This window comes from Azotobacter chroococcum, assembly GCF_002220155.1.
Taxonomy (GTDB): Bacteria; Pseudomonadota; Gammaproteobacteria; order Pseudomonadales; family Pseudomonadaceae; genus Azotobacter; species Azotobacter chroococcum.
This window is the reverse complement of the sequence record NZ_CP011835.1, coordinates 57,972-82,721: the sequence shown is the minus strand read 5'-3', so window position 1 is coordinate 82,721 and position 24,750 is coordinate 57,972. Positions and strand designations below refer to the sequence as shown.

At 69.7% G+C, this 24,750-nt stretch carries 23 protein-coding genes; 8 read left to right on the top strand and 15 right to left on the bottom strand.

Translation table 11 applies throughout. The features are described from left to right. Positions 1–266: 266 nt before the first annotated feature. Together ACG10_RS00370 and ACG10_RS00365 are read right to left on the bottom strand one after the other, a co-directional pair. Positions 267–1,193, bottom strand: a complete 927-nt coding sequence (locus ACG10_RS00370) for a transglutaminase family protein (RefSeq protein WP_082045334.1) — start codon at positions 1,191–1,193, stop codon at positions 267–269. A gap of 118 nt (positions 1,194–1,311) precedes the next feature. Next, positions 1,312–2,211 (bottom strand): zinc ABC transporter substrate-binding protein, encoded by a 900-nt coding sequence (locus ACG10_RS00365; RefSeq protein ID WP_089166694.1) that lies wholly within the window; start codon positions 2,209–2,211, stop codon positions 1,312–1,314. 62 nt (positions 2,212–2,273) lie between these two features. On the opposite strand from ACG10_RS00365, the gene ACG10_RS00360 reads away from it, so the two are divergent. The 4 genes from ACG10_RS00360 to ACG10_RS00345 all read left to right on the top strand — a co-directional run bounded on the left by ACG10_RS00360 (position 2,274) and on the right by ACG10_RS00345 (position 4,783). Beyond that, on the top strand, positions 2,274–2,759 hold the full coding sequence (locus ACG10_RS00360; RefSeq protein ID WP_089166693.1) for a Fur family transcriptional regulator: 486 nt from the start codon (positions 2,274–2,276) through the stop codon (positions 2,757–2,759). After that, positions 2,756–3,529 carry a zinc ABC transporter ATP-binding protein ZnuC gene (gene znuC, locus ACG10_RS00355; protein WP_089166692.1) on the top strand — a complete coding sequence of 258 codons (774 nt, stop codon included), beginning with the start codon at positions 2,756–2,758 and terminating at the stop codon, positions 3,527–3,529. Before ACG10_RS00360 ends, znuC begins: the two co-directional genes overlap by 4 nt. Beyond that, positions 3,522–4,310, top strand: coding sequence for a zinc ABC transporter permease subunit ZnuB (gene znuB, locus ACG10_RS00350; RefSeq protein WP_039800678.1), 789 nt, complete (start codon positions 3,522–3,524; stop codon positions 4,308–4,310). The genes znuC and znuB overlap by 8 nt, the downstream gene beginning before the upstream one ends. 86 nt (positions 4,311–4,396) lie before the next feature. Then, positions 4,397–4,783, top strand: a complete 387-nt coding sequence (locus tag ACG10_RS00345; protein ID WP_089166691.1) for a hypothetical protein — start codon at positions 4,397–4,399, stop codon at positions 4,781–4,783. A 215-nt stretch (positions 4,784–4,998) separates the two neighbouring features. Here the strand turns inward: ACG10_RS00345 and ACG10_RS00340 are convergent, their stop codons facing one another. The 6 genes from ACG10_RS00340 to ACG10_RS00315 all read right to left on the bottom strand — a co-directional run bounded on the left by ACG10_RS00340 (position 4,999) and on the right by ACG10_RS00315 (position 10,373). Beyond that, a complete protein-coding gene (locus ACG10_RS00340) occupies positions 4,999–5,982 on the bottom strand; it encodes a zinc-dependent alcohol dehydrogenase family protein (RefSeq protein ID WP_089166690.1) in 984 nt (327 codons plus the stop codon). Positions 5,983–6,085: 103 nt separating this feature from the next. Further along, complete coding sequence (locus tag ACG10_RS00335; RefSeq protein ID WP_089166689.1) at positions 6,086–6,718, bottom strand: SCO family protein; 633 nt, start codon at positions 6,716–6,718, stop codon at positions 6,086–6,088. 198 nt (positions 6,719–6,916) lie between these two features. Continuing rightward, positions 6,917–7,816 (bottom strand): heme o synthase, encoded by a 900-nt coding sequence (cyoE, locus tag ACG10_RS00330; protein ID WP_089166688.1) that lies wholly within the window; start codon positions 7,814–7,816, stop codon positions 6,917–6,919. 114 nt (positions 7,817–7,930) lie between these two features. After that, positions 7,931–9,001 (bottom strand): COX15/CtaA family protein, encoded by a 1,071-nt coding sequence (locus tag ACG10_RS00325; protein WP_089166687.1) that lies wholly within the window; start codon positions 8,999–9,001, stop codon positions 7,931–7,933. Positions 9,002–9,043: 42 nt separating this feature from the next. Beyond that, positions 9,044–9,631, bottom strand: coding sequence for a hypothetical protein (locus ACG10_RS00320; RefSeq protein WP_089166686.1), 588 nt, complete (start codon positions 9,629–9,631; stop codon positions 9,044–9,046). Further along, positions 9,606–10,373, bottom strand: coding sequence for an SURF1 family protein (locus tag ACG10_RS00315; protein ID WP_089166685.1), 768 nt, complete (start codon positions 10,371–10,373; stop codon positions 9,606–9,608). The genes ACG10_RS00320 and ACG10_RS00315 overlap by 26 nt, the downstream gene beginning before the upstream one ends. 31 nt (positions 10,374–10,404) lie before the next feature. Between ACG10_RS00315 and ACG10_RS00310 the strand changes: the two genes are divergently transcribed. After that, entirely contained in the window at positions 10,405–10,608 is a 204-nt protein-coding gene (locus tag ACG10_RS00310) for a twin transmembrane helix small protein (protein ID WP_198319055.1), read from the top strand. Positions 10,609–10,691: 83 nt separating this feature from the next. Here the strand turns inward: ACG10_RS00310 and ACG10_RS00305 are convergent, their stop codons facing one another. From ACG10_RS00305 to coxB, 4 genes are read right to left on the bottom strand one after another with little or no spacing between them, the layout of a single operon-like run. After that, complete coding sequence (locus ACG10_RS00305) at positions 10,692–11,582, bottom strand: cytochrome c oxidase subunit 3 (RefSeq protein ID WP_089166683.1); 891 nt, start codon at positions 11,580–11,582, stop codon at positions 10,692–10,694. Between the two features lie 14 nt (positions 11,583–11,596). Continuing rightward, complete coding sequence (locus ACG10_RS00300; RefSeq protein ID WP_089166682.1) at positions 11,597–12,145, bottom strand: cytochrome c oxidase assembly protein; 549 nt, start codon at positions 12,143–12,145, stop codon at positions 11,597–11,599. A 1-nt stretch (position 12,146) separates the two neighbouring features. Continuing rightward, complete coding sequence (gene ctaD, locus ACG10_RS00295; RefSeq protein WP_089166681.1) at positions 12,147–13,739, bottom strand: cytochrome c oxidase subunit I; 1,593 nt, start codon at positions 13,737–13,739, stop codon at positions 12,147–12,149. A gap of 13 nt (positions 13,740–13,752) precedes the next feature. Continuing rightward, complete coding sequence (coxB, locus tag ACG10_RS00290; protein ID WP_089166680.1) at positions 13,753–14,928, bottom strand: cytochrome c oxidase subunit II; 1,176 nt, start codon at positions 14,926–14,928, stop codon at positions 13,753–13,755. Positions 14,929–15,313: 385 nt separating this feature from the next. On the opposite strand from coxB, the gene ACG10_RS00280 reads away from it, so the two are divergent. Beyond that, on the top strand, positions 15,314–15,964 hold the full coding sequence (locus tag ACG10_RS00280; protein ID WP_089166679.1) for a hypothetical protein: 651 nt from the start codon (positions 15,314–15,316) through the stop codon (positions 15,962–15,964). A 93-nt stretch (positions 15,965–16,057) separates the two neighbouring features. On the opposite strand, the gene ACG10_RS00275 is transcribed toward ACG10_RS00280, so the two are convergent. Together ACG10_RS00275 and ACG10_RS00270 are read right to left on the bottom strand one after the other, a co-directional pair. After that, a complete protein-coding gene (locus ACG10_RS00275) occupies positions 16,058–17,596 on the bottom strand; it encodes a SulP family inorganic anion transporter (RefSeq protein ID WP_198318988.1) in 1,539 nt (512 codons plus the stop codon). A 131-nt stretch (positions 17,597–17,727) separates the two neighbouring features. Next, complete coding sequence (locus tag ACG10_RS00270) at positions 17,728–18,474, bottom strand: carbonic anhydrase (protein WP_039800647.1); 747 nt, start codon at positions 18,472–18,474, stop codon at positions 17,728–17,730. Positions 18,475–19,140: 666 nt separating this feature from the next. On the opposite strand from ACG10_RS00270, the gene ACG10_RS00265 reads away from it, so the two are divergent. Both ACG10_RS00265 and ACG10_RS00260 read left to right on the top strand, forming a co-directional pair. Then, positions 19,141–21,921 (top strand): MGH1-like glycoside hydrolase domain-containing protein, encoded by a 2,781-nt coding sequence (locus tag ACG10_RS00265; protein WP_089166677.1) that lies wholly within the window; start codon positions 19,141–19,143, stop codon positions 21,919–21,921. 10 nt (positions 21,922–21,931) lie between these two features. Then, a complete protein-coding gene (locus ACG10_RS00260) occupies positions 21,932–23,410 on the top strand; it encodes an alpha-amylase family glycosyl hydrolase (RefSeq protein ID WP_089166676.1) in 1,479 nt (492 codons plus the stop codon). 112 nt (positions 23,411–23,522) lie between these two features. Here ACG10_RS00260 and ACG10_RS00255 read toward each other — a convergent pair whose 3' ends face one another. After that, positions 23,523–24,695, bottom strand: coding sequence for a hypothetical protein (locus ACG10_RS00255; protein WP_089166675.1), 1,173 nt, complete (start codon positions 24,693–24,695; stop codon positions 23,523–23,525). Between the last annotated feature and the right edge of the window lie 55 nt (positions 24,696–24,750).

Here is a 24,750-nt window from a genome sequence, read left to right as displayed (position 1 = left end):
TAGGGCCTGTTGACGTTTTGGCGTGAGCCGCGTTGCCGCGTCAAATGCCGCCAGGCAAAGCGCGGGGCGCCGGCAATGGTCATTCCCTTGCCAAGGCCCGCAACGCCGCATGGCGGCATTTGCCGCGCAACCCGCAGGGACGGGGCCCGTTTGGCGCAGCACGGCGTCGCTCGTCGTTCATTTGGAATGACCAAACTTCTCTCCTCGCTCCTTGTTCTGCGCCAAACGGGCCGCCGTCGCGGCCTGCGTCAAAGCGTCAACAGGCCCTAGTTTCGGGCCTTTTCCAGACCTCCGGGCTGGGGCGGCGCGGCGGGTCCTGCCTCGTCGGGGAGCGGCGGCTCCCGCTCCACCCAGACCCCCACCTCGAGCCGGCCGGCCCCCGGCGGCCCGACGAAGGAGCCGGCCACCGGCGGCACCGATTCGGGCAGGTGCGCCACGGCCACGGCGATGTAGTTGGTGCCCACCAGTTCCCCGTGGGTCGGATCGAAGCCCTTCCAGCCGGCACCCGGCAGGTAGACCTCGGCCCAGGCATGGGTCGAGCCGCCCTGCAGTCCCGCCGGCTCGACGTGCAGATAGCCGCTGACGAAGCGCGCCGGCAGGCCGAGCAGGCGGGCCGCCTCCATGAACAGGTTGGCGAAGTCGCGGCAGGAGCCCGAACCCCGCGAAAGCGTTTCCAGCGCGCCCTGCACACCGGGTTCCTCGCGCATCTGGTAGGTCAGCGCCTTCGGGATGTGCTCGTTGATCCGCTGCAGCAGGGCGTAGGTCTGGATCTGCTCGCCCGGCTGCCAGAGCTGGCCGAGCCATTCGTCGAGCTGATCGCAGCCCGTATGCTCGGCGGAGTTCATGTAGGGCGAGAGCACCGCCCGGTCGTCGGGTTTGTAGACGAAAGGATAGTTCACTGCATAGTCGGCCACCATGAAGTCCAGCGGCGCCTCGTGGTACTGCTGGATGACGATTTCGCTCTCGATGGTCAGCTGGTCGGTGGGCTCCTGGAACGTGGCGATCGCCACCGAGTTGTCCTGCACGTCGCGGTACCAGCGCAGGGTGGCCGGCATCGGCATGATGTTCAGCTTCGAGGACTCGACGCGCAGCTCGTGGCCCTCGCGCGGACGCAGCAGCAGGGAGTGCGGCCCCAGCTCGACGGGTGCGTTGAAGCCGTAATGGGTGCGATGAACGATCTTGTAGCGCTGCATGACTCCTCCTCGTCGCCGCCGGCGTCGGCCTGCCGTTCTGGGTGGGACTGCCGGGGGGCGGCGACGGTTCCGGCACCCCAAGCGGCTCTTCGCGAACGGTCGGCGGCGGGGAGAACGCCTAGAGCGCCTCCAGGCAGCCGGCGAGTCCCTCGCCGAGACCCTCGAGCAGTTGCTCGTAGCCCTGCGGTCCGACCGGCACGGCGCTGCCCAGCGGGTCGAGTTCGGCCAGGCGCACCGGCAGGCCGGCGCTCAGGGTCTGCGCCAGGCGCGGCTGCAGCGGCGGCTCGCTGAACACGCAGGTCGGCCCGGCTTCCTGCAGGCGCTGGCGCATCTGGGCGACCTGGCGGGCGCCGGGCTGCACGTCCGGAGAGACGCTGAACACCCCGGCGTGGTCGAGGCCGTAGGCCGCCTCGAAGTAATCGTAGGCCTCGTGGAAGACGAAGTAGGGCTTGCCGGCGATCTTTTCCAGACGTGCCTTGAGGCGCCGGTCGAGCTCGTCCAGGCGCGCCTCGAAGGCTGCCAGGTTGGCCTGGTAGCGCGCGGCGCTGGCCGGGTCGGCGCCAGCCAGGTCGCTCGCCATCCGCGCGGCGATCAGCCGGGCGTTGGCCGGCAGCAGCCAGAGGTGGGCGTCCAGGCTGCCGGGGCGGTGGGCGTGGTCGTGCTCGCCCTTGCCGGCCGCAGGCTCGCCGGCGAAGTGGCGCAGCTGCAGGCCGGGCAGTTCCTGCACGGCCAGGCTCGGCTGGCGGCGCCCGTCCAGCACCTTGGGCAGGAAGGCCTCCAGGTCCGGGCCGATCCAGTAGAACAACGTCGCCTCGCGCAGCGCGCGCACGTCCGAGGGACGCAGCGCGTAGTGGTGCGGCGAGGCGCCGGGCGGCAGCAATACGTCGGGGGCGCCGGCGCCGTCCTGCACTGCGGCGGCGATCAGCTGCAGGGGCTTCACGCTGGTCAGCAGACGCACTTCGGCCGCTGCCGAAGCCATGCAGCCGGCGAGCAGCAGAGCGACGAGTGGACGGAACATGGCAGGCATACCCCCGGATCGAAAGTGTAATAGAATAACGTCCCCATAACCGGACGTCGCCCATGACCACTCCGCCCTTGGCCTGTCAGCCCCACGACCACCGTCACTGCATCGAACAGGCCCTGGCCGAGGCCGAAACGCTCTGCGCCCGTCACGGCCTGCGCCTGACCGCCCTGCGCCGGCGCGTGCTGGAGCTGGTCTGGCAGAGCCACAAGCCGCTCGGCGCCTACGACATCCTCGCCGTGCTGAGCGAGCAGGACGGCCGCCGCGCGGCGCCGCCGACCGTCTACCGGGCGCTGGATTTCCTTCTCGAGCACGGCCTGGTGCACCGCATCGCCTCGCTCAACGCCTTCGTCGGCTGCGACCATCCGGACCACGCCCACCAGGGCCAGTTCTTCATCTGCCGGCAGTGCCATGCGGCCATCGAGTTGGAACGCACGGCGATCAGCGACAGCATCCTCGACAGCGCCCGGAGCCTGGGTTTCCGGGTCGAGGCACAGACCGTGGAAGTGGTCGGCCTCTGCGCGCGCTGCCAGACCGCGCCATGAGCGACAGCCTGATCCGCCTCGACGGCGTGCGCGTCACCTTCGCCGGCCGCGAGATGCTGCGCGACGTGCACCTCTGCGTGCAGCCCGGCGAGATCGTCACCCTGATCGGCCCCAACGGCGCCGGCAAGACCACCCTGGTGCGCGTCGTGCTCGGCCTGCTGAGCCCCGATGCCGGCACCGTCTGGCGCCGGCCGCAGCTGCGCATCGGCTACATGCCGCAGAAGCTGCAGGTCAATCCCAGCCTGCCGCTGACGGTGCTGCGCTTCCTGCGCCTGGTGCCCGGCGTCGACCGCGCCGCCGCGCTGGCCGCACTCATCGAGGTGGGCGCGGCGCAGGTCGTCGACAGCCCGCTGCAAACCATTTCCGGCGGCGAGCTGCAGCGCGTGCTGCTGGCCCGCGCGCTGCTGCGCAAGCCCGAGCTGCTGGTGCTCGACGAGCCGGTGCAGGGCGTCGACGTGGCCGGCCAGGCCGAGCTGTACCGGCTGATCACCCGGCTGCGCGAGCGTCACGGCTGCGGCGTGCTGATGGTTTCCCACGACCTCAACGTGGTGATGAGCACCACCGACCAGGTGGTCTGCCTGAACCACCACATCTGCTGCTCGGGGCGGCCCGAGCAGGTCAGCGGCGACCCGGCCTTCGTCGCGCTGTTCGGCCAGGCGGCGCGCAGCCTGGCGCTCTACCAGCACCATCACGACCACGCCCACGATCTGCACGGCGGCGTGGTGCTGAAGAACCCCCACGTACACGGCCCCGACTGCAACCATGGCTGATTTCCTGCTCAACGCCCTGCTCGCCGGGCTCGCCCTGGCGCTGGTTGCCGGGCCGCTCGGCTCCTTCGTGGTCTGGCGGCGCATGGCCTACTTCGGCGACACCCTGTCGCACGCCGCGCTGCTCGGTGTGGCCGTCGGCCTGCTGCTCGACGTCAGCCCGACTCTGGCGGTGATCGCCGGCTGCCTGCTGCTCGCCGTGCTGCTGGTGGCCCTGCAGCAGCGCCAGACGCTGGCCTCCGACACCCTGCTCGGCATCCTCGCGCCGAGCACCCTGTCCCTCGGCCTGGTGGTGCTGAGCTTCATGGACGAGGTGCGCATCGACCTGATGAGCTACCTGTTCGGCGACCTGCTGGCGGTCGGCCCGGCCGACCTCGCCTGGATTCTCGGCGGCAGCGCGCTGGTCCTGCTGCTGCTGGTACCGCTGTGGCGGCCGCTCCTGGCGATCACCGTGCACGAGGAGCTGGCGCGGGTGGAGGGCTTGCCGGTGGCCGGCATCCGCCTGGCGCTGATGCTGCTGATCGCCCTGGTGATCGCGGTGGCGATGAAGATCGTCGGCGTGCTGCTGATCACCTCGCTGTTGATCATCCCCGCCGCGGCCGCCCAGCGCCATGCCCGCACCCCCGAGCAGATGGCCGCCGGCGCCAGTGTCCTGGGGGTGATCGCCGTCTGCGCCGGGCTGGCGCTGTCGTGGTTCCAGGACACCCCGGCCGGGCCGTCCATCGTGGTTTCGGCGGCCGCGCTGTTCCTCGCCAGCCTCGCCCTGCCGCGGCGCGCCGGGTGAACTGGAGCGCTGCGGCGGGGTCTGCTTCCTGATGTACCGACGGCAGGTGTAGAGTGGGCGGGAGAAATTGCTTAGAGAATCCCGTCATGCCCGCGTCGCTCCTTCGCCACCTTGCCCCGCTGTTGCTGCCGCTTGTGCTCGCCGCCTGCCAGCATGGGTCGACGGAGCCCGCCGATAGCGCACCGCCGCCGTCGCCGCCGAGCCTCAGTCAGGAGTTCGAGCGGCAACTGGGCGAAGGCGATCTGCCCGCCGCCACCGCCAGCTTCAAGCGCCTGCAGCTCGAGCAGCCCGGCCCTGCGCTGGAAACCTACCAGCGGCGCCTGTCCGAGGCCTGGCTGAAGCGTGGCGAACAGGCCCTGGAGCGCGGCGACATGAGCGCCGCCGCCACCGCCTTGAATAACGCCCGCGCGCTGATGCCCAAGGCCCCGTCGCTGAACCTGCCGCGCCAGAACGGCGCGCCCGCCAAGCCCTGAGGTTGGGCTTTGCGGGGCAGCGGTGCTGCCCTTGGTGGATTAGCCGCTTTGCGGCGTAATCCACCCTACGCGCCGCACAGGTCGTACCGCCAGGCCGGTCGTGGGGATGCCTGGCGGCATCCTTGGCGGGTTACGCCGCGTTGCGGCTAACCCGCCCTATGCCCGGCAGGGTGGAAAACCCGCGCAGCGGTTTTCCACCATCCTCTCCCTCCCGCTCAGGGCACCAGCACCGCCGCGCCCTGGAAACGCCCGTGGCGCAGGTCGTCCAGCGCCCGGTTGGCGTCCTCCAGGGCATAGCGGTGGGTTTCCGTGCGGATGCCGGCCTGGGCGGCGACGGCGAAGAAGTCGAGGCCGTCCTGGCGGGTCAGGTTGGCCACCGACACCACTTCGCGCTCCCCCCAGAGGATGTCGTAGGGAAAGCCCGGGATGTCGCTCATGTGGATGCCGGCGCAGACCACCCGGCCGCCCTTGCGCAGCGCGCGCAGGGCCGCCGGCACCAGCTCGCCGGCCGGCGCGTAGAGGATCGCCGCGTCCAGCGGCTCGGGCGGCAGCTGGTCCGAGCCGCCGGCCCAGACCGCGCCGAGGGAACGGGCGAAGTCCTGGGCGGCGACATCGCCGGGACGACTGAAGGCGTACACCTCGCGGCCCTGCCAGCGCGCCACCTGCATGACGATGTGCGCCGCCGCGCCGAAGCCGTAGAGGCCGAGGCGCCTGGCGTCGCCGGCCTTGACCAGCGAGCGCCAGCCGATCAGCCCGGCGCAGAGCAGCGGCGCCAGGGCCACGTCGTCGCCGTCCTCGCCCAGGGCGAAGGTGAAGCGCGCGTCGGCCACCACCAGGCTGGCATAGCCGCCGGGGCGGGTGTAGCCGGTGAACTGCGGTGCGTCGCAGAGGTTTTCCGCCGCGTGCCGGCAGTACCAGCACTGCCCGCAGGTGTGCCCCAGCCAGGGAACGCCGACCCGCTGGCCGAGCACGAAGCCCTCGACACCCGGGCCGATGGCATCCACCCGGCCGACGATCTCGTGGCCGGGAATCACCGGCGGGGTTACCGCCGGCAGCTCGCCGTCGACCACATGCAGGTCGGTCCGGCATACCCCGCAGGCGGCTACCCGCACGCGCAGCTCGCCCGGCCCGGGTTGCGGGTCGGGCAGTTCGCGCGGCACCAGGGGCTGGCCGAGCGCTTCGAGCACCATGGCGCGCATCGTCTTTCTCCTCTCGTCGACGCTGGAAAAACCCTGTAGGAGCCCGCTTGCTGGCGATGCTTTGGGCCGATCGCCAGCAAGCTGGCTCCTGCATTCATCGGATTCAGGGCTGCCCGAGCAGCTGCGGCAGGCGCTCGGCCAGCCGGGCGACGTTCAGCGGGGCGCGGACGAAGCCGCGCTGGGTGCCGTCCGGGCCGAGCAGGGCGAGGTTGCCGCTGTGGTCCACGGTGTAGTTCTCGCGGCCGGTATCGCCGGGGATGAAGGGGATGCCGAGGGCGCTGGCCAGCTGCTGGATGTTCTCCAGCTCGCCGGTCAGGCCACGGTAGTCCGGGTCGAAGAAGGCCAGGTACTGCTTGAGCTGCGCCGGGGTGTCGCGCTGCGGGTCGACGCTGACCATCACCACCTGCAGGCGCTCGCGGGTCGCCGGCGGCAGCAGGCCTTCGAGCTGGCGCAGCTGGGCGAGGGTGGTCGGGCAGATGTCCGGGCAGAAGGTGTAGCCGAAGAACACCAGGCTCCACTTGCCGGTGAGCGACTGCAGCGCGACCGCCTGGCCGTCCTGGTCGGTCAGGCTGACCGGCGGCAGGGGGCGGGCCTGCGGCAGCAGGACGATGCCGGCCTCCAGCAGCTGCGCCGGATCGGCCTGGCGCGGGCTGTTCAGCACCTTGGAGAAGGTCAGACCGATCACCGCGGCGATCACGGCGACGAGGATGAGGACGGTCTTCTGGAGGCGGGTCATGGGCGGTCCTGGGCGTTAGGGGCTGTTGATACTATTCTACGCGTCCGCGACGGAGCCCGTTTTTGCGCGGGGTTAGGCGCGAGGAGAGAAGTTTGGTCATTCCAAACGAACGACGAGCAACGACGCTCCGCGCAAAAACGGGCCCGTCCCTGCGGGTTGCGCAGCAACGCGGCTCGCGGAGAGTAGTGTCAACAGACCCTAGAGCGTCAGCGGCAGATAGTGATCCACCAGCAGGGCGATGAACAGCAGGAACAGGTACTTGATGCTGAACTTGAAGGTCAGGATCGCCGCATGGGGCTTGCTGTCCCGGTACAGCGCCCAGGCCCAGTGCAGGAAGCGCCCGCCGAGGATCAGCGCGCAGGCCAGGTAGAGCGGGCCGCTCATGTGGATGGCGTAGGGCAAGAGGCTCACCGCCAGCAGGGCCAGGGTGTAGAGCAGGATGTGCAGCTTGGTGTAGGCCTCGCCGTGGGTCACCGGCAGCATGGGGATTTCGGCCTTGGCGTATTCGGCCTTGCGGTGGATGGCCAGCGCCCAGAAGTGCGGCGGCGTCCAGGTGAAGACGATCAGCACCAGCAGCAGCGGCTCGGCGGACAGCTGGCCGCTCACCGCGACCCAGCCGAGCAGCGGCGGGGCGGCGCCGGCCAGGCCGCCGATGACGATGTTCTGCGGCGTGGCGCGCTTGAGAAAGCCGGTGTAGATCACCGCGTAGCCGAGCAGCGAGGCCAGGGTCAGCCAGGCTGCCAGCGGGTTGGTGAAGGTCAGCAGCAGGGTCATCCCGGCCACCGCCAGCAGCAGGGCGAAGCCCAGCGCAGCGGCCGGCGCGACGCGGCCCTCGGCCAGCGGGCGGCGGCGGGTACGCGCCATCAGCGCGTCGATGCGCCGGTCGACCACATGGTTGACCGCCGCCGCCGCGCCGGCGCAGAGGCCGATGCCGAGGTTGCCGAAGACCAGCACCGTCCAGGGCACGCCGGCGCGGGAGGCGAGGAACATGCCGACCAGCGAGGTGATCAGCATCAGCACCACCACCTTGGGTTTGGTCAGCTCCAGATAGTCGCGCCAGCTGGCCCGCTGGCTGCGGGTGGCGAGTAGGATGGCCATGGTCGTTTCTCCTGGTTGTCATTGTTGTCCTGCAAAGCCGGCGGCGTGCGGCTAACCCGTTGGATCGTTCCCACGCTCCCGCGTGGGAACACAACCCGGGACACTCCGCGTTCTTCACCCCAGATCTGCAGACGCGGAGCGCCCTGTCCGGGGCTCCCACGCAGGAGCGCGGGAGCCATCGAAATCACGCACCGGCTGCACGCGCAGCCGGTAGTTGACCAGCACCAGGCTCAGCAGCAGCAGGGCGGCACCGCCGTTGTGGGCGACCGCCAGCGACAGCGGCAGCTGCCAGAGCACGTTGCCGACGCCCAGCCCGAGCTGAAGCAGAAGCGCGGCGAGCAGCAGGGCGGCGAGCCGGCCGAGGCCGTGGCGCCACAGCCGCCAGGCCAGCGCCGAAAGCACCAGGGCGACGGCCAGAGCGCCGAGGCGGTGGCTCAGGTGGATGGCGGTGCGCGCCGGGCCGTCGAGCATGCCGCCCAGGTAGCTGGGACCGATTTCCTGGCTCAGGTGGAAGGCGTTGGCGAAGTCCACTTCTTCCGGCCACCACTGGCCGTGGCAGGTCGGCAGGTCGAGGCAGGCCACCGCCGCGTAGTTGCTGCTGACCCAGCCGCCCAGGGCGATCTGCCCGACGACCAGCGCCAGCGCGGCGCCGGCCAGGAGTCGCAGGCCCGCTGCCGGAGCGGGCAGAGCGGCAACCCTGCCGGAGAGGCGCAGGCCGAGCAGAAAGAGCAGGGCGACGGTGGTCATGCCGCCGAGCAGGTGGGCGACCACCACCTGCGGCCAGAGTTTGAGGGTGACCGTCCACATGCCGAACAGCGCCTGGACGACGACCACCCCGAGCAGCATCAGCGGCAGTCCGCGCGGCTGCCCGGCGTCCGCCCGGCGGCGCAGCGCCTGCAGCGCCAGGGCGAGGATGGCAAGGCCCAGGCTGCCGGCGAAGTAGCGGTGGATCATTTCGTTCCAGCCCTTCTGTGCCTCCACCGGCGCATCGGGGAAATGCAGCTCGGCATGGGCCAGCTGCGCCTCGCTGCTCGGCACCGCGAGGAACCCGTAGCAGCCCGGCCAGTCCGGGCAGCCGAGCCCGGCGTGGGTCAGCCGGGTGTAGGCCCCCAGCAGCACCACGGCGAAGGCCAGCAGGGTGGCGAACAGGGCCAGGCGGAAGCCCGGCTTGCGACCTGTGTCCATGGCGATCTCCCGTTCCGTCGGCGATCCGTTACGTTGCGCCGCTCAGCCGATCTTCGACAGCTTGAGCAGCAGGCGCAGGTCCTCCAGCACGCCCTTGCCGTCGGCCCCGGCGGCATAGCGCAGCACCAGGTTGCCGAGCGGGTCGACGATCCACAGCTGCGCGCCGGACAGCCCCGGCGCCGCCTGCTCGTAGGCCGCACGCTCCAGGCGGTAATGGCCGAGCTGCGGGTATTCGCGCGCCAGCCGCGTCGTCTCCGCGGCGCTCAGCGGCTGGCCCACGGCCAGGGCATGGGCGCCGCGGTCGGCCTCGCGGCCCAGGCCGATGTGGATCTGCCGGGCCAGGTAGACCAGCTGCCGGCAGTCCGCGGCGCACTCCGCCGGGGCGGTGACCAGCAGCTGCCAGCGCGGCTCGCCGGCCTCGGCCGGCAGCACGCCCAGCTCGGCGCGGCTCTGCCCGGTACCGATCAGCGTACCGTGGTAGCTGCGTCCCTCCGGCACCCAGAAGCGCCAGTGGTACATGGCGCCGGCCAGCAGCATGGGGCCGAGCACCAGGGCGAAGAGCGCCAGCAGTTGCAGGCGGCCGCGGCGGGGCGAGGCCGGTGATTCAATCCGGGCGGTGAGTGACGGCATGCGAAGTCTCCCGTGCGCTGTGAATACCGAGATAGACGAACAAAGCGAGCAGGGCGGCGGCCAGCGCGAACCACTGCAGGGCATAGCCCAGGTGCTTCTCCGGGGCCATGGCGAGCAGCGGCCAGTCCACCGCGTAGGCCGCAGCTCCAGGCTCCAGTCGCAGCTCGACGGGCAGGCCGGTGCGGCCCAGCTCGTGCCAGAGGGCGGCGGCGTCGACCCGGTTGACCAGCCGCGGCCAGCCGTCGCCGGCGCTGTGCTTGAGCAGGAAGGGATTGCCGGGCGAGCGGTAGACCCAGGCGGTCAGCGCCAGGGCTTCGTCCGGGGTGGCGAAGACCGGCGGCACGCGCCGGTCGGGCCAGGGCAGCCAGCCGCGGTTGACCAGTAGCCATTGGCCGCCGTCGTCCCGGAACGGCTGCAGCAGCTCGACGCCGGGACGGCCGACGCGGGTGCGGTTGTCCAGCAGCAGGCTGTGCTCCGCGTCGAAGCGACCGTGCAGGCGCACCCGCTGCCAGGCCGGCGCACCGGCGGCCGCAAGCTCCGCCAGGGCGAGCGGCTCGGCCTGCCGGCGGGCCTCGAACTGGGCGAGCAGGGCGCGCTTGTCCTCGGCCCGCGACAGCTGCCAGAAGCCCAGGCCGAGCAGCGCCGGCAACAGCAGCGCGACCAGCAGGCTCGGCGCCCAGCCGGGCCGGAAGCGGCGCCACGGCCCATGGCCGGGCGTTTTCGACGGCGGACTATACTGCACGCATCCCCCTTAACCCCCGGAGCCATCCATGCTGCTCAAGGTGGCGATTGTCCTGTCGCTGCTGGCGATGCTGGCCAGCCTGTTCAGCGGCCTGTTCTTCCTGGTCCACGACGCCGGTCGCACGCGCCGGGTATTGCAGGCGCTGTACCTGCGGGTCGGCCTGGCCGCGCTGACCCTGGCGCTGGTCGCCTGGGGCTTCCTCAGCGGCCAGCTGGTGACCCATGTGACCTGGTAGGGCGGGTACAACCCGCCGCCCCGGAGCAGGTCGCGGCTATTGCCGGCGGGTTTCACCCGCCCTACGGCTATCCCATCCCATGTTCACAGCACGTAGACGAAGACGAACAGGCCGATCCACACCACGTCGACGAAGTGCCAGTACCAGCTCGCCGCCTCGAAGCCGAAGTGCTCATCGGGGGTGAAATGGCCGCGCAGCACGCGGACCAGCATCACCGCGAGGATGATCGCGCCGATGGTGACGTGGGCGCCGTGGAAGCCGGTGAGCATGAAGAAGGTCGCGCCGTAGATGCCCGAGCCGAGGGTCAGCCCCAGCTCCCGGTAGGCGTGCAGGTATTCCTCGGCCTGCAGGATCAGGAAGGTCACCCCGAGCAGGACGGTCAGCGCCAGCCAGCCCTTCAGCTTCCGGCGCTCGCCGTCCTTCAGCGCGTGGTGGGCGAAGGTCACGGTGAAGCTGGAGGACACCAGCAGGATGGTGTTGACCAGCGGCAGCCCCCAGGCACCGATGGTCCCGGCGGGCGCCGGAAACTGCTTGGGATCGGGGTTCTCCAGCAGCGGCCAGGCATATTCGAAGTTCGGCCAGAGCATGTGGCTGATGCCCTTGTCGCCCTCGCCGGCGAGCCAGGGACCGGCCCAGTAGCGGACGTAGAAGAGCGCGCCGAAGAAGGCCAGGAAGAACATCACCTCGGAGAAGATGAACCAGCTCATGCCCCAGCGGAACGAGCGGTCCATCTGCGCGCTGTAGAGCCCGGCGCGGCCTTCCCGGATCACGTTGCCGAACCAGCCGAACAGCATCCAGGCGATCAGCAGGGCGCCGACGAAGAAGATCACCGGACCGCCGATCTCGTCGCGGCCGGCCTTGAGGTCGTTGAACCAGCTGCCGAGTCCGTAGACGGTGGTCAGCAGGCCGAGGGTGGCGATGATCGGCCACTTGCTCTGGGCGGGGACGTAATAGTGCTCGTGGGTCGTCGACATGGTCGTTCTTCTCCTTAACGGACGGCCTGGGCCTGCGGCCCCTGGCGCCCGGTGATGTCGAACAGCGTGTAGCCGAGGGTCAGGTGTCGCACGTCGGCCGGCAGGTCGCGGTCGACGATGAAACGCACCGGCATCTCGATGCGCTCGCCAGGCATGAGGACCTGCTGGGTGAAGCAGAAGCACTCGGTCTTGTGGAACCAGGCCGCCGCCCGTGCCGGGGCGACGCTGGGAACGGCCTGGCCGGTCATCGGCCGGTCGCTGGGGTTATGGGCGACGAACAGCATCTGGTTGCTGGCGCCGGGATGCACCTCCAGTTCGTCCTGCTGCGGGCGGAACTCCCAGCCCATGCCGGCGGCGTTGCTGGCGAGGAACTGCACGCGCACCGTGCGCGCCGCATCCACCTGCTGCTCACCCGTATAGGCGCCGGCGGTCTTGCCGTTGATGCCGAAGGCCTGGCACATCACCTCGTAGAGCGGCACCAGGGCGAAGCCGAAGGCGAACATCGCCACCACCACCAGCAGCAGGCGGCGGACCAGGCGGGCGGTGGGCAGGCCGTCGTCCATGTCACTTCACCTCCGGCGGGGTGCTGAAGGTGTGGTAGGGCGCCGGGGAGGGCACCGACCACTCCAGGCCGTCGGCGCCGTCCCAGGGCTTGGCCGGCGCCGCCTCGCCGCCGCGGATGCACTTGATCACGATGTACAGGAACAGCAGCTGGGTGGCGCCGAACAGGAAGGCGCCGAGGCTGGAGACCATGTTGAAGTCGGCGAACTGCAAGTTGTAGTCGGGGATGCGCCGCGGCATCCCGGCCAGGCCGACGAAGTGCATGGGGAAGAAGGCCAGGTTCATGCCGACGAAGGACAGCCAGAAATGCCACTTGGCCAGGGTTTCGTCGTACATGTGCCCGGTCCACTTCGGCAGCCAGTAGTAGGCCGAGGCGAAGATGCCGAAGATCGCCCCGGGCACCAGCACGTAGTGGAAGTGCGCCACCACGAAGTAGGTGTCGTGGTACTGGAAGTCGGCCGGGGCGATGGCCAGCATCAGCCCGGAGAAGCCGCCGATGGTGAAGAGGATGACGAAGGCCACGGCGAACAGCATCGGCGCCTCGAAGGTCAGCGAGCCGCGCCACATGGTCGACACCCAGTTGAACACCTTCACCCCGGTGGGCACGGCGATCAGCATGGTGGCGTACATGAAGAACAGCTCGCCGGTCAGCGGGATGCCGACGGTGAACATGTGGTGCGCCCAGACGATGAACGACAGGAAGGCGATGGCGCCGGTGGCGTAGACCATCGAGGTGTAGCCGAACAGCGGCTTGCGGCTGAAGGTCGGGATGATCGAGCTGACCGCGCCGAAGGCCGGCAGGATCATGATGTACACCTCGGGGTGGCCGAAGAACCAGAACACGTGCTGGAACAGCACCGGGTCGCCGCCGCCGGCGGCGCTGAAGAAGCTGGTGCCGAAGTGGATGTCCATCAGCATCATGGTCACCACCCCGGCCAGCACCGGCATCACCGCGATCAGGAGGAAGGCGGTGATCAGCCAGGTCCAGACGAACAGCGGCATCTTCATCAGGGTCATGCCCGGCGCGCGCAGGTTGAGCACGGTGGCGATCACGTTGATCGCGCCCATGATCGAGCTGATGCCCATCAGGTGCACGGCGAAGATGAAGAAGGTCACGCTCTCCGGCGCGTAGGTGGTGGACAGCGGCGCGTAGAAGGTCCAGCCGAAGTTCGGCCCGCCGCCCGCCATGAACAGGGTGCTGACCAGGAGGCCGAAGGCCGCCGGCAGCAGCCAGAAGCTGAAGTTGTTCATCCGCGGCAGGGCCATGTCCGACGCGCCGATCATCAGCGGGATCATCCAGTTGGCCAGCCCGACGAAGGCCGGCATCACCGCGCCGAACACCATGATCAGACCGTGCATGGTGGTCATCTGGTTGAAGAATTCCGGCTGGACGATCTGCAGTCCCGGCTGGAACAGCTCGGCGCGGATCACCATGGCCATGCTGCCGCCGAGCAGGAAGGCGGTGAAGCTGAACCACAGGTAGAGGCTGCCGATGTCCTTGTGGTTGGTGGTCAGCACCCAGCGCATCAGGCCCGGAGCCGGGCCGTGCGGGTGTTCGTCATGGCCGGCGTGGCCCGGCTCGATCACTGCGCTCATCGTGGCCTCTCCTCTATTGGGGCTGGGGCTGGGGCTGGGGTTGGCCGGGCTGCATGCCCTGGCCGGCTTCCTCGGCCTGGCGGAAGGTGAGAATGTCCTGCGGGGTGACGCTGTCGCCGACCGCGTTGCCCAGGGCGTTGCGCTCGTAGCTGATCACCGCGGCCAGGTCGACGTCGGAGAGCTGCTTGCCGAAGGCGGCCATGGCGGTGCCCGGCTTGCCGTTGACGACGATGGCGATGTGGCCTTCCTTCGGCCCGGTGGCGATCTTCGAGCCGGTGAGGGCCGGGAACGCCGGCGGCACGCCCTGGCCGCCGAGCTGGTGGCAGGCGGCGCAGGCGGTCCGGTAGACCTGCTCGCCCTGGGCGACCAGCTCCTCGCGGGTCCAGGTCTTGCCGGCCAGCGCCGTGCGCTCGGCGGCGGACGCCTTGCGGGCGGCCAGCCAGGCGCTGTAGTCGGCGGGCGCCTTGACCTCCACCACCACCGGCATGAAGCCGTGGTCCTTGCCGCACAGCTCGGTGCACTGGCCGCGGTAGAGGCCCGGCTCGCCGACGCGAGTCCAGGCCTCGTTGATGAAGCCGGGGATGGCGTCCTTCTTCACCGCCAGCTCCGGCACCCACCAGGAATGGATGACGTCCGCCGCGGTGACCAGAAAGCGCACCTTGGCGCCGGCCGGGATCACCAGTGGCTCGTCCACTTCCAGCAGGTAGTGGTCGCTCTTCGGCGCCTGGTCGCCGATGGCCTCGCGCGCGGTCGCCATGTTGCTGAAGAACTCCACGTCCTCGCCCAGGTACTTGTAGTGCCACTTCCACTGGTAGCCGGTGACCTGGATGTCCAGGTCGGGCTCGGACGGGTCGTAGATGTGCAGCAGGGTGCGGGTCGCCGGCACCGCCATGGCGATCAGGATCAAGAGCGGGATCACCGTCCACAGCACCTCGACCCTAGTGTTCTCGTGGAAGTGCGCGGGCTGCGGGTGGCGCGAGCGGTGGTGGGCGAACATCGACCAGAACATCGCGCCGAACACCAGCAGGCCGATGACCACGCAAATCCAGAAGATGGTCATGTGCAGATCGAAGACGGAACGGCTGACTTCCGTGACCCCCGGCCGCATGTTCACATCCCAGGCGGCCTGCGCCTGGGACAGGGCCGAGCACGACAGAAGACCCATCCAGAGTCGTGGATGTCGCATCATTGCGGGTTCCCCTTATCGTTCTTTTAATCCCGCTGGCGGAACCGTCGACGCAGGGTGCTGCTGCCAGGCCTTGCAACCTGGACGGGGCGCTGGAAACCGCCGGAGTCAGGCCGGATGAAAACCACTGCGCCCGGCCTGCCTGCCAGCCTTCCCTTTCCCGCGCCCCGCTACCGCAGAACCCCGGTCTGCGGTGCAGTCGGGCCTTACTCCGGTAAGCATGTTTCGAGTCGAGTATAGACAGCGCCGGCGGCGGGGAGACTTTTTGCGTTGCGGTCCGGAGCAGCCATTGGCCAATAGCGGTGATCGGAACGGGCGTCTAATCTAGGGGCATCTGTCCACTGGCCAGGGAGGCTGTCTTGCCACAGCAGCCCGAGGAGTCCTGCCCTTGAATATTCCAGCCTTGCGCCAGCTGATCGAGCATGCCCGCCAGCACGAAGTCAGCCACGGCACGCTCGCCCGCCAACTGGAAAGCCGGATGCAGTGCCTGCACCCCGCCATCTGCCTGCCCGAGGAGGATGCGCTAGGCGTGCTGACGAAGTTCGTCGACGGTTATCTGGAGCAGGTGCCGGAACTGCTCGAAGCCGCCCACGCGGTCGCCTGCGAGGCAGGCATCGAGGGCCAGATCGTTCCGGTGCTGAAGGTGGCCGAGCATTTCTTCCTCAGCCCGCCGGAGGTGCTGGAGGGGCAGGAAGGCCTCGCCGGCCTGCTCGACGAGGCCTATCTGGCGCATCGCCTGATCGAGGAAGTCAACGACCGCTACATCGGCTTCATCGGCCAGCCGCTGATCCCCCTGGATACCACGGTGGCCAACCTGATCGCCCACCGGCTGATCGGCGAGTTCTTCGCCAACCAGCTCGACGAGGCCGTGCAGCTGGCGGTGAACGGCCTGCTCGGCAACACGCTGTTCGAGCAGGTGTCCCTGGACGCCTACCGCGCCCGCGTGACCAGCCCGAAGACCGTCGCCGCCTGGCAGGCCTGGCCCTGCCTGTCGCGGCAGTTCGGGGTGGCACTGCAGCTGAGCCGGTCGGACGGGTAGGGCGGGTACAACCCGCCGGACATGGCAAGGATCCGGCGTCCAATGGCGGGTTTCACCCGCCTACGGCTCTCCCACGAGGGCAGGCGCAGCTCCTCAGGCCGCGCTGCCGATGCCGACCGTGGTGCGCACCCGGCCTTCCAGGCGGCGCTTCACCGCGCGGGACTCGAGCACCAGCTCGGAGCCGTTGGCCGCGCTGGCGGCGCGCCATTCGTCGAGCAGCTCCATGCAGGCGTGGTCGATGTAGTTGAGGTGCTCGAGCGGCACGTGCAGCTGGGTGCCGGGACGCACCGAGGCCAGCACGCGGGACAGTTCCGGCACCTTGAGGAAGGTCGCCGAGCCGACCATGCGCAGCTCCGCGGTGCGCCCGTCCTCGTCGTAGACCAGGTTGATCTTCAGCCGCGAGGCGCGCCAGGCAAGCTTGGCCAGGGTCAGGGCGAAGCCGATCATCACCCCGGTCAACAGGTCGGTGAAGACGATCGCCAGGGCCGTGGCGCCGTAGATGAACATCGGCATCCGCCCGTAGCGGCCAAGGCCGCGCAGGGCCTTGAGGTCGACCAGCTTGACCCCGGTGTAGACCAGCACCCCGGCCAGGCTGGCCACCGGAATGCTCTGCAGCACCGCGGTCAGCAGCAGGACGAAGGCCAGCAGCCAGAGGCCGTGGAGGATCGCGGACATCCGGGTGACCGCGCCGGCCTGCACGTTGGCCGAGCTGCGCACGATCACCCCGGTCATCGGCAGGGCGCCGAGCAGGCCGCAGAGCAGGTTGCCGACGCCCTGGGAGGTCAGCTCGCGGTCGAAGTCGGCGCGCGGGCCCTGGTGCATGCGGTCCACCGCGGCGGCCGACAGCAGGGTCTCGGCGCTGGCGATGAAGGCCAGGGTCAGCGCCGCGACCAAGAGGGTCGGGTCGGTCAGCAGGCGCAGCAGGTCGGCCGGCTGCACCCAGTCGATGGCATCGCCCAGGTTGGCCGGCACCTCGACCCGCCGCACGTCCATCGACAGGATCAGGCTGACCAGGGTCGCCAGGCTCACGCCGATCAGCGCGCCGGGCAGAAAGCGCAGCCTGGCCGGCTTGCGCTTGTCCCACAGCCACATGGCGCCGATGGTCATGAGGCCGAGCAGCCCGGCGCCCCAGCCGTCGCCGGCGCCGAACGGCAGGGCGTCGACCAGCGCCGCCGGGAAGGCCTGCAGGTTGTTCAGCCCGGAGGCCTGCGGCGAGGCGTCGAGCATCACGTGCAGCTGGGAGAGGATGATCAGGATGCCGATCCCCGCCAGCATGCCGTAGACCACCGCCGGCGCGGTGACGCGGAACCAGCAGCCCAGGCGCAGGCGCCCGGCGACGAGCTGGATCAGTCCGGCGAGCAGCAGGATCGGCCCGAGCATGGCGATGCCGTGCTGGCGCACCAGCTCGAAGACCAGCACGGCGAGGCCCGCCGCCGGGCCGCTGACCTGCAGCGGCGCGCCGGCCAGGGCGCCGACCACCAGACCGCCGATGATGCCGGTGATCAGGCCCTTGGCCGGCGGCATGCCGGAGGCGATGGCGACGCCCATGCACAGCGGCAGGGCGACCAGGAAGACCACCACGGAGGCCATCGCGTCCCGTGGCAGGGTGGATTTCAGGGTTTCGAGGTTCATGAGGGCTCCTTCCATGTAAAAGGCGGGACATGACTCGCCCGCGGCGCGGGGCGGCGGCCCTGCACCGGGGAGCGGACGAGATAAAAAACGAGGCCGATCATCAAGATCGGCCTGGCAGCCTTGCGGCGGCGTCAGCGCTGGTGGAAGCGCGGGCGCGGGGTGGCCATGGGAATCGAGCCTTCACTGTCGAGGGGCCGGAAGCAGCCCTGCTCGGCATCGTAGGCCTTGATCTCGGCGGTCTCGATGGAATAGACCCAGCCGTGGATGAACAGCTGGCCGCTGGCCAGACGCGCCGCCACCGAGGGATGGGTGCGCAGGTGGTCGAGCTGGGCGACCACGTTCTCCTCGGTGAGCACCTCCAGCGGCTCGCGGCCGGCGCAGCTGCAGCGGTTCTCCTGCATCACGATCTTGGCCACCTCGGCATGGCGCAGCCAGGCCTTGACGGTGGGCATGCTCTCCATGCTCGGCGGGTCCATCACCGCCTTCATGGCGCCGCAGTCGGAATGGCCGCAGACGATGATGTGATGCACGCCGAGCGCCATCACCGCGTATTCGATGGCGGTGGACACGCCGCCGTTGATCTGCCCGTAGGGCGGCACCACGTTGCCGACGTTGCGGGTGACGAACAGGTCGCCCGGGGAGCTCTGGGTGATCAGCTCGGGGACGATGCGCGAGTCGGCGCAGGTGATGAACATCGCCCGCGGACGCTGGCCGCTGGCCAGCGCGCGGTAGAACTCCTTCTGCTGCGGAAAGACCTCGGTGCGAAAGCGCTGGAAGCCCTCAACGATGTTCTGCAGCGCCACCTCGGCGTTTTCGGACTCGGTGCGGGCCTCGGTCGTTCCCTGCGACGGGCTCTGTCCTGAGATGCAATGATTCATGGCATAACCTCCCTGGGTAGCGGAAAAGTGGCAAGGCTCGGATGGTCGCCCTTGCTGTGACGAGTCGACACGACAGGTTCGGCACAGGCAGGCGTGGGGGCATTTGGTTGCCCTCGATGAAGTCAGCCTGCGTCATCCAACTTAAATAAAGCTGAATGCGCAGCGCCCATAACTTAAGTGAAACTGAATAGCCGGCTACACAACTCAAATGAAACCGAATGCAACGAACTTCGCCCCTTCCCGCCGCGAGGTCGGTCGTCCGCCTGACCAATAGCATTCAGCCATGTCTCCCGCCGGCCGTGCCCTCCAGCGCAGCTGGCTGGACGCGCGGCAGTCCGGGCATGGCGCCGGATGCGGCGGCGCCCTTTCATACTTTTTTACATATGAACGATATATGGCATTCGGGCCGCCCGGCCGGCCCGAATATTTTCTTACAGAACAACTTTCGAAGCCTGTAGCACGAGCGGAACTTCCTGAAAAAGTGGCCGGCCATCCGGCGGGTAATGGCTGGCGGAACGGGCCTGAGTTCCGCAGCCGAGGGCGATGCCGAGGCCGGAGACGGCCACTGGCTTTTCGCCCGTGGCTGGCTAGATTCAGAGATCAAGCGATACGGGGCGCCAGCCGGCAGTCGGCGCGACAGGGCGAGATGCCAGACAGGAACGAGCGATGTCGAACAACCCTTCGGATGCAGCCCGCCGGCCGGGGCGAGGCGCCGGATCTTCCGGCTTCGTCGACGTGACGGAGCAGCGGCGCCTGAACGAGGCCCGCGAGGCGGGCGTTGCCTGGAAGAAGTGGGGCCCCTACCTGAGCGAGCGGCAATGGGGGACGGTGCGCGAGGACTACAGCGAGGACGGCAACGCCTGGGACTACTTCAGCCATGACCAGGCCCGCTCGCGGGCCTACCGCTGGGGCGAGGACGGGCTCGGCGGCATCTGCGACGACCAGCAGCGCCTGTGCTTCGCCCTCGCCCTGTGGAACGAGCGCGACCCGATCCTCAAGGAACGCCTGTTCGGGCTGACCAACCGCGAGGGCAACCACGGCGAGGACGTCAAGGAGTACTACTTCTACCTCGACTCGACGCCCACCCACTCGTACATGAAGTACCTCTACAAGTACCCGCAGCGGGCCTACCCCTACAGCGACCTGGTGGACACCAACCGGAGCCGCTCGCGCCAGGCGCCCGAGTACGAACTGCTCGACACCGGCGTGTTCGACGACAACCGGTATTTCGACGTTTTCCTCGAATACGCCAAGGCAGGTCCCGAGGACATCCTGATCCGCATCGCCGTGCACAACCGCGGGCCCGAGGCCGCGCGGCTGCAGCTGCTGCCGACCCTGTGGTTCCGCAACACCTGGTCGTGGAAGGAAGGCCAGGCGAAGCCGGCCCTGCGCGCGGCGGACGGCGCCATCCAGGCCGCGCATCCCGAGCTGGGCGACTGGCGCCTGGCCTGCGAGGGGATGCCGGAACTGCTGTTCACCGAGAACGAGAGCAACGCCGAGCGCCTGTGGGGCCAGCCGAGCGCCTCGCCCTGGGTCAAGGACGCCTTCCACCGCTACCTCATCGCCGGCGAGGAGGCGGCCGTCAACCCGGCGCGCAGCGGCACCAAGGCCGCCGCCCGCTACGTGCTCGAGGTGCCGGCCGGCGGCTGCGCGGTGGTCCGCCTGCGGCTGTCCGCCGGCGAGCCTTCCGGCGCGCCCTTCGGCGAAGGCTTCGAGGCCGCCTTCGCCGCGCGCCTTGCCGAGGCCGACGAGTTCTATGCGCGGATCACCCCCGATTCGCTGGGCGAGGACGAACGGCGCATCCACCGCCAGGCGCTCGCCGGCATGCTCTGGTCGAAGCAGTACTACCTGTTCGACCTGGACACCTGGCTCAAGGAGCACCAGGCGCATCCGCTGGCCGGCGGCACCCGGCAGGTGCGGAACGCCGAGTGGTTCCACATGTTCAACGGCGACGTCATCTCCATGCCCGACAAGTGGGAATACCCCTGGTACGCCGCCTGGGACCTGGCCTTCCACACCCTCTCCCTGGCGCTGGTCGACTTCGACTTCGCCAAGCAGCAACTGAGCCTGATGCTGAATAGCCTTTACTGCCATCCGAACGGGCAGATCCCGGCCTACGAGTGGAACTTCGGCGACGTCAATCCGCCCGTCCACGCCTGGGCCACGCTGTTCCTCTACAAGGTGGAGCGGGATCTGGGCCGCGAGGACCTCGCCTTTCTCGAACGCGCCTTCCAGGGCCTGCGGCTCAACTTCAACTGGTGGCTGAACCGCAAGGACCCGCAGGGCCGCAACGTCTTCGCCGGCGGCTTTCTCGGCCTCGACAACATCGGCGTCTTCGACCGCAGCGCGCCGCTGCCCACCGGCGGCACCCTGGAGCAGGCCGACGGCACCGCCTGGATGGCCTTGTACTGCCAGAACATGCTGGAGATGGCGCTGATCCTCTCCGATCGCGACCCGCAGTACGAAGAGTACGCCTTCAACTTCCTCCAGCACTTCATGTGGATCGCCTACGCCATGGACCGCATCGGCGAACACGGCGACGAGATGTGGGACGAGGCGGACGGCTTCTTCTACGACGTGCTGCGCCTGCCCGACGGCTCGGCCATGCGCCTGAAGGTCCGCTCCATGGTCGGGCTGCTGCCGCTGTGCGCCTGCACGACCTTCGAGGCCGACGTGGGCAGCCGTCACCCGCGGCTCATCGAGCTGATCCGGCTGTTCCGCGAACGCCATCCCGAGGTGGTGGCCAAGGTCGCCCCGACGACCGAGGGCTACATCGGCCTGAACGGCCGCCGGCTGCTCTCGCCGCTGTCCCGGGAACGGCTGGTGCGGGTCCTCGGCTACCTGCTCGACGAGAACGAGTTCCTCGGCCCCCACGGCATCCGCTCACTGTCGCGCCACCACCTGGAGCACCCCTTCGTGTTCCGGGTCGGCGACCAGGAGCACCGCGTCGCCTACCTGCCGGCCGAGTCGGACTCGGGGATGTTCGGCGGCAACTCGAACTGGCGGGGGCCGGTGTGGATGCCGGTCAACGCCCTGATCGTCCGCGGCCTGCTGAACCTCTACTACTTCTACGGCGACGACCTCCGCGTCGAATGCCCCACCGGCTCCGGCACGCGCATGACGCTCTTCGAGGTGGCGCAGGAGATCTCCCGCCGGCTCGCCGGCCAGTTCCTGCGCGACGCCAGCGGGCGCCGGCCGGTCTACGGCGACAGCGCGAAGTTCCAGGAGGACCCGCACTGGCGCGACCTGATCCTGTTCTACGAGTACTTCCACGGCGACACCGGCGCCGGCCTCGGCGCCAGCCACCAGACCGGCTGGACGGGCCTCATCGCCCGCCTGCTGGACCTGTTCGGGCGCATCCAGGCCAGCGACCTGCTGCAGATGTCGCGGGAACAGCTCACCGAGCGGCTGACCCGCGAGCAGGTCGGCGGCAGGCCACGGGAATAGGGGGGCCGCCATGTCCGCACCCCGCTATCCCGCGCTGTTCCAGCTCAACACCCGGGTCCGCCTGGCCGAGCTGGGCGCCGCGCTGGGTCGCCCGGCGACCCTCGACGACCTCGGCGAGGCGGAACTCGACCGCCTCGCCGAAGACGGCTTCGACCTGCTCTGGCTGCTCGGCGTCTGGCAGACCGGCGCGGCGGCGCGCGCGGTGTCGGCGTCGAACCCCGAATGGCTGGCCGAATACCGCCGGGTCCTGGCGGATTTTCGCGAGTCCGACGTCTGCGGCTCCTGCTTCGCCATCCAGGATTACCGGGTGCACGCCGACTTCGGCGGCGACGCGGCCCTCGCCCGCCTGCGCGAACGCCTGCAGGCGCGCGGCCTGCGGCTGATCCTCGACTTCGTGCCGAACCACCTGGCGCCGGACCACCGCTGGGTCGACGCGCATCCGGAATTCTTCGTCGCCGGCAGCGAGGCGCAGCTGGCCGCCGAGCCGCACAACTACCGGCGCCTGGAAACTGCCGGCGGCGAACGCATCCTCGCCTATGGCCGCGACCCCTACTTCGCCGGCTGGTCCGACACCCTGCAACTGAACTACGGCCAGACGGCGCTGCAGGAAGCCATGCTCGGCGAGCTGCGGCGGATCGCCGGGCAGTGCGACGGGGTGCGCTGCGACATGGCGATGCTGCTGCTGCCGGAAGTCTTCGCGCGCACCTGGGGCATCGCCGCCGCGCCCTTCTGGCCGCGGGCCACCGCGGCGATCCACGCCGAGCGGCCGGGCTTCCTGTTTCTCGCCGAGGTCTACTGGGACCTGGAGTGGACGCTGCAGCAGCAGGGTTTCGACTACACCTACGACAAGCGCCTCTACGACCGCCTGGTGGCCGGCCAGGCCGGCCCGGTGCGCGAGCACCTGCGCGCCGGGCTCGACTTCCAGGACCGCCTCGCGCGCTTTCTCGAGAACCACGACGAACCGCGCGCCGCCGCCACCTTCGCCGCTGACCGGCACCGCGCGGCCGCCGCGATCACCTTCCTGGGCCCCGGCCTGCGCTTCTTCCACCAGGGGCAGCGCGAGGGCAGAAGGGTGCGCATCCCGATCCACCTCGGCCGCGGTCCGGCCGAGACGCCGGATGCCGCGCTCGCCGCCTTCTACGACGCCCTGCTCGACTGCCTCAAGGAGCCGGTCATGCGCGACGGTCACTGGCAACTGCTCGACGCCGATCCCGCCTGGGCGGGCAACCCCAGCCACGACGCGCTGATCGTCTTCGCCTGGAGCGGCCCGGGCGACCGGCGCCGGCTGGTCGCGGTGAACTACGCCGACCACCCGAGCCAGGCATTCGTCAGACTGCCGTGGAACGACCTCGCCGGGCGCAGCTGGCAGCTGCGCGACCGGCTGGGTCCTGCGCTCTACGAGCGCGACGGCAGCGACCTCGCCGCCCACGGCCTCTACCTCGACCTGCCGGCCTGGGGCTGCCATGCGTTCGAGGTGCGGGCGGCCTGATGGCGTCGTCCGCGGCTGTGCCGGCCGAGATCGCCACGACACTCGAACGGAAACGCGGCTTGTAGGTCAGGCCTGGCGACGGTATGGACGTTTCTCGACCGGCACGGCAGGACTATTTTTCCACCAGCCCGGCAGCGATCAGCCTCTTGACCCAGGCGCCGCGCCGGCCATGGCTCTGCTGCAGGCGGGCGAGGCCGGAGCGCAATTCGCGCTCCCGGCCGGCCTGGGCCAGGGCTTCGGCAAGCGCCCGGAGGCTCTGCAACGCCTGGTCGTAGGCGGCGCCCGAGCCGCGCTGCAGGGTCCTGTCGATGCCGGCCCAGGCCGCATCGGCCTCGTTCGCCAGGCGCTCCAGAGAGCGTTGGCGTTCGGCACGGAGCCGCGCCTCTTCGGCTTCGCGGGCCTGCCGCTCGCGCTCCAGGCGGCGCTGGGCGGCACCCTGGCGCAGCACGGCGATGTCCGCCACACGCCGGCGAGGCGGCGCAGCGACGGCGGGCTGCCGCTCGCGCTGCCAGTCCAGAAAGCGCCGCCGCACCTCGCGCTCAGCTTGCGCGCCGCGCCCCTCCAGCAGCAGGCGCAACGCGGCGCGCAGCGTTTCCGGCGTCTGCGCAGCCAGCCAGGCGTCCAGGGCGGGTGCCGTTTCGTCGGACGCCGACAGGGGTTCGCTGGCCTCGGCGGCAGCCTCCAGCCAGTCCGGGTCGATCAGCAGGTACTCGACCAGGGCCTGCTGGGCGCCGCTGAGCGCCTGCAGCCCGGGGGGCACGGGGGGCTCCATGGCCGCGTCGTCCAGTTCGCCCTTGCACAGCCGCGCCAGCCAGCCCAGGTAGAGCGGCCGGGTGTCGCCGCGCAGCAGTTCGTCGCGCAGCGGCAGCAGGCGGGCCATCCAGCGCTGTGACTCCTCGTCCCAGAAACGCTCGCAGTCGCCGGTGCCTTCTTCGTCCCAGTCGCTCCAGTCGAGAATCCAGTGCTCGTCCGTGGCGCTGGCCGAGAAGGCGCTGCCGCGTTCGGCGGGCAGGACGAAGGCGTCCAGAACGGCTTTCTCCAGAGTCGCGCGCGGCAGACGCAGCAACAGGCAGCACGAACCCCAGTTGGCGTAATACACGTGGGCGTCGAAATAGCGCCGCATCCAGTCCAGCGGATCGCCCTTGAGGTCGCCCCAGTGGTATTCGTTGATGAAGCTCGAGGCGGTGATGGTGGCGCGGGTCGAGCGGCTGCGCAGCTCGGCCTGCTGCTGGGGGGTCAGCGGCCGGTCGATGGCCGCGAATTCGTAGTACTGGTATTCGCTCATGGGAGCCCCATTGGCCATCCGCCAGACCGCCGCTGCCGGGGCGACAAGGCAGCGG

Excerpts from the sequence above, each read along its gene's own strand:
- ACG10_RS00370 (WP_082045334.1), bottom strand. The coding sequence starts at position 1,193 with ATGCAGCGCTACAAGATCGTTCATCGCACCCATTACGGCTTCAACGCA.
- ACG10_RS00260 (WP_089166676.1), top strand. The coding sequence starts at position 21,932 with ATGTCCGCACCCCGCTATCCCGCGCTGTTCCAGCTCAACACCCGGGTC.
- ACG10_RS00335 (WP_089166689.1), bottom strand. The coding sequence starts at position 6,718 with ATGACCCGCCTCCAGAAGACCGTCCTCATCCTCGTCGCCGTGATCGCC.
- coxB (WP_089166680.1), bottom strand. The coding sequence starts at position 14,928 with ATGATGCGACATCCACGACTCTGGATGGGTCTTCTGTCGTGCTCGGCC.
- ACG10_RS00265 (WP_089166677.1), top strand. The coding sequence starts at position 19,141 with ATGTCGAACAACCCTTCGGATGCAGCCCGCCGGCCGGGGCGAGGCGCC.
- ctaD (WP_089166681.1), bottom strand. The coding sequence starts at position 13,739 with ATGAGCGCAGTGATCGAGCCGGGCCACGCCGGCCATGACGAACACCCG.
- ACG10_RS00305 (WP_089166683.1), bottom strand. The coding sequence starts at position 11,582 with ATGTCGACGACCCACGAGCACTATTACGTCCCCGCCCAGAGCAAGTGG.
- ACG10_RS00255 (WP_089166675.1), bottom strand. The coding sequence starts at position 24,695 with ATGAGCGAATACCAGTACTACGAATTCGCGGCCATCGACCGGCCGCTG.
- ACG10_RS00360 (WP_089166693.1), top strand. The coding sequence starts at position 2,274 with ATGACCACTCCGCCCTTGGCCTGTCAGCCCCACGACCACCGTCACTGC.
- cyoE (WP_089166688.1), bottom strand. The coding sequence starts at position 7,816 with ATGGCCATCCTACTCGCCACCCGCAGCCAGCGGGCCAGCTGGCGCGAC.
- znuC (WP_089166692.1), top strand. The coding sequence starts at position 2,756 with ATGAGCGACAGCCTGATCCGCCTCGACGGCGTGCGCGTCACCTTCGCC.
- znuB (WP_039800678.1), top strand. The coding sequence starts at position 3,522 with ATGGCTGATTTCCTGCTCAACGCCCTGCTCGCCGGGCTCGCCCTGGCG.
- ACG10_RS00340 (WP_089166690.1), bottom strand. The coding sequence starts at position 5,982 with ATGCGCGCCATGGTGCTCGAAGCGCTCGGCCAGCCCCTGGTGCCGCGC.
- ACG10_RS00325 (WP_089166687.1), bottom strand. The coding sequence starts at position 9,001 with ATGGACACAGGTCGCAAGCCGGGCTTCCGCCTGGCCCTGTTCGCCACC.
- ACG10_RS00275 (WP_198318988.1), bottom strand. The coding sequence starts at position 17,596 with ATGAACCTCGAAACCCTGAAATCCACCCTGCCACGGGACGCGATGGCC.
- ACG10_RS00365 (WP_089166694.1), bottom strand. The coding sequence starts at position 2,211 with ATGTTCCGTCCACTCGTCGCTCTGCTGCTCGCCGGCTGCATGGCTTCG.
- ACG10_RS00320 (WP_089166686.1), bottom strand. The coding sequence starts at position 9,631 with ATGCCGTCACTCACCGCCCGGATTGAATCACCGGCCTCGCCCCGCCGC.
- ACG10_RS00300 (WP_089166682.1), bottom strand. The coding sequence starts at position 12,145 with ATGGACGACGGCCTGCCCACCGCCCGCCTGGTCCGCCGCCTGCTGCTG.
- ACG10_RS00345 (WP_089166691.1), top strand. The coding sequence starts at position 4,397 with ATGCCCGCGTCGCTCCTTCGCCACCTTGCCCCGCTGTTGCTGCCGCTT.
- ACG10_RS00270 (WP_039800647.1), bottom strand. The coding sequence starts at position 18,474 with ATGAATCATTGCATCTCAGGACAGAGCCCGTCGCAGGGAACGACCGAG.